Consider the following 1,165-nt stretch of genomic DNA (forward strand, 5'->3'; position numbering starts at 1 on the left):
CTTGTTCGCTGGAGGCCTGCGACAGGCTCTGGGCGGTCGCCGAGACCTCTTCCGAGGCGCTCGACAAGTGGCCCGCCGCGCCCCGCACGTCGGCGATGATCCGCGACAGCTTCTCCACCATGGCCCTCATGGCCGCCAGCATGCTCTCCGTGTCGTCGGACTTGGTAGTGACCTGCACGCTCAAATCGCCGTTGGCCACTCGGCGCACTACCTCCGCGGCATAGTGCGGTTCGCCGCCGAGTTGCTTGGCCAGGTTATTGACGAGCCACAGGCCGATCAGGGCGCCGATGACAATGCTCGCGACAATCGTGCCGATGGTGAGACTGAGGATAGCGCCGTAGTTGTCCTGAGCTTTCGCGTATTCCCGTTCGGCGACAGTCAATTGCAGATTGACCAAGTCCGCGATCTTGTTGCTAACCGGGTCGATCACAGCATAGAGCGGCCCGTCGAACTCACCGAGTTGTCCCGCTAATTTCCCGGTCTTGGCGTTCAGGGCTTTAAGCAAAAGTTCCGTCGCCCGGTCGGCTTCGCCGAACAGCATCTTGGCCTCGTTGACCAGTTTACCTTCGTTAGCTGTCAGGTTCGTGGCGATATAGGTGTTCCATTCCTTCTTGATGCGTTCGTCCGCGCTACGTACCCGCTGCCGAGCTTCTTCAGCGGTAACAAGTCCGGCATTGGTTTTGTTGACGGCGTCGATAATATCGACGGCATAAGCGTCGGCGATCAGCTTGAGCTGTTTGAGGGGCACCACGCGGTCGTTGTAGACGGTTGCGAGTCCGGCGTTGCTTTGCTTCATGCCGGACAAGCCAGTCCAGCCGATCCCGAGCTGAAAGGCGCAGAGCATAAAAATCAGCCCGAACAAGCGGGTTTTGACGGTGAGTCGATTGAATGCATTCATTATGCGGTTTTCGTTGTTGCAGTGCGGTGATTACCGAAATGGCTGGGGGTATCGATCCCGCCGGTACGGCCTTTATGAAAGGTCAATGACATAATCCCCATGATGTGGCTTTCTCAGAACCGCTGGAACTCGTGTTCGCTCATGGCGTAGGTTTCCAGCGGGCGCGGCGCCGGGGCTGGCATGGCTTGGCGGACGGTCGGCGTGGCCGGTGTGCCGCGGGGCTCGCCCTGCGCCAGCTTGAAGAACTCCATGAGCTGCTGCAATTGC

1 protein-coding gene is annotated in these 1,165 nt (G+C 59.4%); it reads right to left on the reverse strand.

The annotated features are described in order from the left end of the window. Nucleotides 1-898: methyl-accepting chemotaxis protein (locus VEB01_RS21160; protein ID WP_324878990.1), on the reverse strand; the 898-nt coding region annotated here is incomplete at its 3' end. Nucleotides 899-1,165 lie beyond the last annotated feature (267 nt).

Source organism: Methylocaldum sp. (assembly GCF_035627495.1).
Taxonomy (GTDB): Bacteria; Pseudomonadota; Gammaproteobacteria; order Methylococcales; family Methylococcaceae; genus Methylocaldum.